We start from the raw sequence: 3948 nt of genomic DNA on the forward strand, positions 1-3948 counted from the left end.
AGCGCATGCGGTCAGATCCCTTTCCGCGAGGAAAGGGCTCTGACCCCGAACCCCGCGTTTTGCACTACATTGGTGCAATGTCCGACCCCTCTCCCCCGCCGTCCCTCGATGCCCTGGGCACGCCGCTGGCCTGGGCCGGGGCCGATGGCTGCATCGCCGGCTGCAATCCGGCGTTCGCCCGCTGGCTGGGCGTCAGCGCCCGGCGACTGCTGGGTCGCCCATTGGCCGCGCTGGAAGTGCAGGGCGAGGCACTGGCCCATTTCCTGGCCCGCGATGAGCGCGACAGCCTGCGCTTGAACCGGCTGGCGCTGGCGGTGCCCGGCGAAGCGCCGCGCTTCGCCGAGGGCTGGATGAGCCGGCGCGACGATGGCGGCTGGTTGCTGGAGGCGCATCCGGTCGATGAATTCCCCGGGCTCGACCCGACCCAGGCCCTGCCCAGCGCGCTCAGTGCGGCGCTGAAGGGGCTGGCCCATGAGCTGCGCAACCCGCTGGCCGGGTTGAAGGGCGCGGCCCAGCTGCTGGCCCGCCGCGCGGCCCAGCGCGATGCCAGCGAACGCGAGCTGATCGAGCTGATCGGCTCGGAGATCGAGCGCCTCAACGGCCTGCTTGACCAGCTGTTGTCGCCGGCCCCGGCCGCGCCGCATGCGGAACTGAACATCCATGCCGCGCTCGAGCGCGTGCTGCGCCTGGCCGAGAATGAGGCCGGCTGGGCGGTACGCCTGCAGCGCGACTACGACCCCAGCATTCCCGAATTCCACGGCGACGCCGACCGCCTCACCCAGGCGGTGTGGAACCTGGTGCGCAACGCGATCCAGGCCGGTGCCGGCGGCATCACCCTGCGCACCCGCGTGGAGCATGGCGTGCGCATCGCCGAGCAGCTGCACACGCTGGCGTTGCGCCTGGAGATCGCCGACGACGGCCGTGGCGTGCCGGAGGAACTGGCCGAACACCTGTTCCTGCCCTTGGTGAGTGGCCGCGCCGAAGGCACCGGGCTGGGCCTGGCGCTGGCCCAGCAGGTGGCGCGCGAGCATCGCGGCACGCTCACCTACCGCTCGCGCCCGGGCCATACCGTGTTCACCCTGCTGTTGCCGATCGGCAACGGCACCGCCCCGGCCGAGGAGGCCCCGCGCGATGTCTGAGTTCCCCACCACCGCGCAGCGCATCTGGGTAGTCGATGACGATCGTGCCGTGCGCTTCGTGCTGTGCACCGCGCTGCGCGAGGCGGGCTACCAGGTTGTCGATTTCGACAGCGCTGCGGCTGCCCTGCAGGCCCTGGGCGAAGGCGCGCCGCCGGCGCTGCTATTCACCGATGTGCGCATGCCTGGCGACGATGGCCTGGTGCTGCTGGACAAGCTCAAGGCCGCGTTGCCGCAGCTGCCGGTGGTGGTGATGTCGGCCTATACCGATGTCGCCAGCACGGCCGGTGCGTTCCGCGGTGGCGCGCATGAATTCCTGTCCAAGCCGTTCGATCTGGACGATGCGGTGGCACTGGCGCAGCGGGTGTTGCCGGCCGTTGCACCGGCACTCGCGGCACCCGCACCTGCGGCGGAAGCGCATAGCGACCAGCCGCCGCAACTGGTGGGTGATACGCCGCCGATGCGCGCGCTGTTCCGCGCCATCGGTCGCCTGGCGCAGGCACCGCTGGCGGTGCTGATCACCGGCGAGACCGGCACCGGCAAGGAGCTGGTGGCCAATGCGCTGCATCGCGAATCACCGCGCGCGCTGGGTCCGTTCGTCGCGCTCAATACCGCTGCAATCCCGTCCGAGCTGCTGGAAAGCGAGTTGTTCGGCCACGAGGCCGGTGCCTTCACCGGTGCGCAGCGCCGCCACATCGGCCGCTTCGAGCAGGCCAACGGTGGCACGCTGTTCCTGGATGAGATCGGCGACATGCCGTTGCCGCTGCAGACCCGCCTGCTGCGTGTGCTGGCGCAGGGTGAGTTCTTCCGCGTCGGTGGCCGCGAGCTGATCCGCGTCGACGTGCGCGTGGTGGCCGCCACCCACCAGGATCTGGAGGGACTGGTCGCGCAGGGGAAGTTCCGCGCAGATCTGCTGCACCGCCTGGACGTGGTGCGCCTGCAGCTGCCGCCACTGCGCGAGCGCCGCGAGGACATCGCGCAATTGGCCAGCACCTTCCTGGCTGCCGCCGCACGCAAGCTGGATACGCCGCCGAAGCGCCTGACCGCCGCGGCCCTGCAGGCGCTGCGCGAGCACGACTGGCCGGGCAATGTGCGCGAGCTGGAAAACGTGTGCTGGCGGATGGCCGCGCTGGCCGCCGCTGACACCATCGGCGTGGCCGACGTCGATACCGCGCTGAACCGTACGCGGGGCCGTCGCGGCAGCATCAGCGGTGCCGATCCAGGCCAGTGGGAAGCGCTGCTGGCCGAATGGGCGCGCCGCCAGCTGGCCGAAGGTGTGGAAGGGCTGCATGCGCAGGTGCGCGAGCGGGTCGACCATGCGCTGCTGGAAGCGGCGCTTCAGATTACCCATGGCCGCCGCGCCGAAGCCGCTGCCCGCCTGGGCCTGGGCCGCAATACCCTTACCCGCAAGCTGGGCGCCGGGCGCCGCCGCGGGGGCCATTGAACGATCCCTGCACGCGATCCTCGCGCCCGCTTGCCGAACCGTTGATCGTTCATGGACGATGCCGTCCGTAGTGTCACCTGCAAGGAGTCTTCGATGCGTCTGTCCTTTGCCATCCTGCCGTTGTCCGCCGCCGTGCTGCTGTCTGCCTGTGGCAGTGCGCCGAAGAAGGCCGAACCCACGCCGCCACCGCCGACCGTGGTCAGTGCTGCGAAGCAGGGCGAGGCCAATCTCGCGCCGGCCTCGGCCAGCATCGTCAGTGGCCGCATCGCACTGATGGTGGAGCCCGGTGGCATCCACATCACCGGCCTGGTCGGTGGCCTGCAGCCGATGCAGCAGGCCGGCTTCCACATCCATGAGCGCGGCGACTGCAGTGCGGTGGATGCCAGCAGTGCCGGCAATCACTTCAATCCCGGTGGCACTGCGCATGGCCGCGCCGGCACCGGCAAGCACCACCTGGGCGACATGGACAATCTGCGTGCCGATGCCCAGGGCCGCGCCAACGTCGATATCCACCTCAAGGGGGTTACCCTTGGCGGAGGCGCCGCCACCGATATCGCCGGACGCGCACTGGTCGTGCATGCCAACGCCGACGACTATCGCAGCCAGCCCGCCGGCAATGCCGGCGTCCGCATCGCCTGTGGCGTGATCCGGGTCGTCCGCTGATCACTGCAGGCATCATCGAGGGAGAGATTCCAATGCGTCTGATCCACACTTCGCTGTTTGCGGCCATCGCCGCGCTGGGCCTGGCGGCCTGCAACCAGCAGCCCGCCGCGCCGCAGACTGAAACCCCGCCGGCTGACGGCGCCACCACCGAACCGGCTGCAGCGCCGGCACCGGCGGCTGCACCGACGGGCGATGCTTCGGCAACGGCCGAACTGGCACCGACCCAGGGCAACGAGACCAAGGGCAGCGTCACCTTCAAGGTGGTTGATGGCAAGGTCCACGTGACCGGCCAGATTACCGGCCTGAAGCCGGGCAGCGAACATGGCTTCCACATCCACGAGAAGGGCGACTGCAGCGCGCCGGACGGCATGAGCGCCGGCGGCCACTTCAACCCGGGCAAGCAGGATCACGGCAACGTCGCCACCGATCCGCACCACGGCGGCGACATGCCCAACATCAAGGCCGACGACAAGGGCGTGGCCACCATCGACGGCCCGGTGTCGAGCAACGTCAACATCGGCAAGGGTGATGACTTCGACATCATCGGCCGCGGCCTGATCGTCCACGCCGATGCGGACGACTACAAGACCCAGCCGACCGGCAACGCCGGCGCGCGCCTGGCCTGTGCGGTCATCCAGAAGGCTCCGTAAGGGCGCTCTTGCTGGAAACGGAAAACGCCGGCGCAAGCCGGCGTTTTTCGTGTGG

General features: G+C 69.9%; 4 protein-coding genes. All 4 read left to right on the forward strand.

The genetic code is table 11. The annotated features are described in order from the left end of the window. Positions 1-77 precede the first annotated feature (77 nt). The 4 genes from ABGA94_RS16590 (at position 78) to ABGA94_RS16605 (ending at position 3893) form a co-directional block, all read left to right on the forward strand. The gene (locus tag ABGA94_RS16590) at positions 78-1139 is read left to right on the forward strand and encodes an ATP-binding protein (RefSeq protein WP_329915833.1); all 1062 of its coding nucleotides are present in this window, start codon (positions 78-80) and stop codon (positions 1137-1139) included. Further along, entirely contained in the window at positions 1132-2580 is a 1449-nt protein-coding gene (gene ntrC / locus ABGA94_RS16595) for a nitrogen regulation protein NR(I) (protein WP_375367815.1), read from the forward strand. The genes ABGA94_RS16590 and ntrC overlap by 8 nt, the downstream gene beginning before the upstream one ends. Before the next feature lie 93 nt (positions 2581-2673). Continuing rightward, positions 2674-3243, forward strand: coding sequence for a superoxide dismutase family protein (locus tag ABGA94_RS16600; protein WP_095378432.1), 570 nt, complete (start codon positions 2674-2676; stop codon positions 3241-3243). A gap of 32 nt (positions 3244-3275) precedes the next feature. Beyond that, the gene (locus tag ABGA94_RS16605; RefSeq protein ID WP_197598819.1) at positions 3276-3893 is read left to right on the forward strand and encodes a superoxide dismutase family protein; all 618 of its coding nucleotides are present in this window, start codon (positions 3276-3278) and stop codon (positions 3891-3893) included. Positions 3894-3948 lie beyond the last annotated feature (55 nt).

The organism is Stenotrophomonas sp. 3diitr2024, assembly GCF_042136455.1.
GTDB lineage: Bacteria > Pseudomonadota > Gammaproteobacteria > Xanthomonadales > Xanthomonadaceae > Stenotrophomonas > Stenotrophomonas sepilia.

What these genes read in the sequence shown, in the direction of transcription:
- ABGA94_RS16600 (WP_095378432.1), top strand. Translation starts at nt 2,674, where the DNA reads ATGCGTCTGTCCTTTGCCATCCTGCCGTTGTCCGCCGCCGTGCTGCTG.
- ABGA94_RS16590 (WP_329915833.1), top strand. Translation starts at nt 78, where the DNA reads ATGTCCGACCCCTCTCCCCCGCCGTCCCTCGATGCCCTGGGCACGCCG.
- ABGA94_RS16605 (WP_197598819.1), top strand. Translation starts at nt 3,276, where the DNA reads ATGCGTCTGATCCACACTTCGCTGTTTGCGGCCATCGCCGCGCTGGGC.
- ntrC (WP_375367815.1), top strand. Translation starts at nt 1,132, where the DNA reads ATGTCTGAGTTCCCCACCACCGCGCAGCGCATCTGGGTAGTCGATGAC.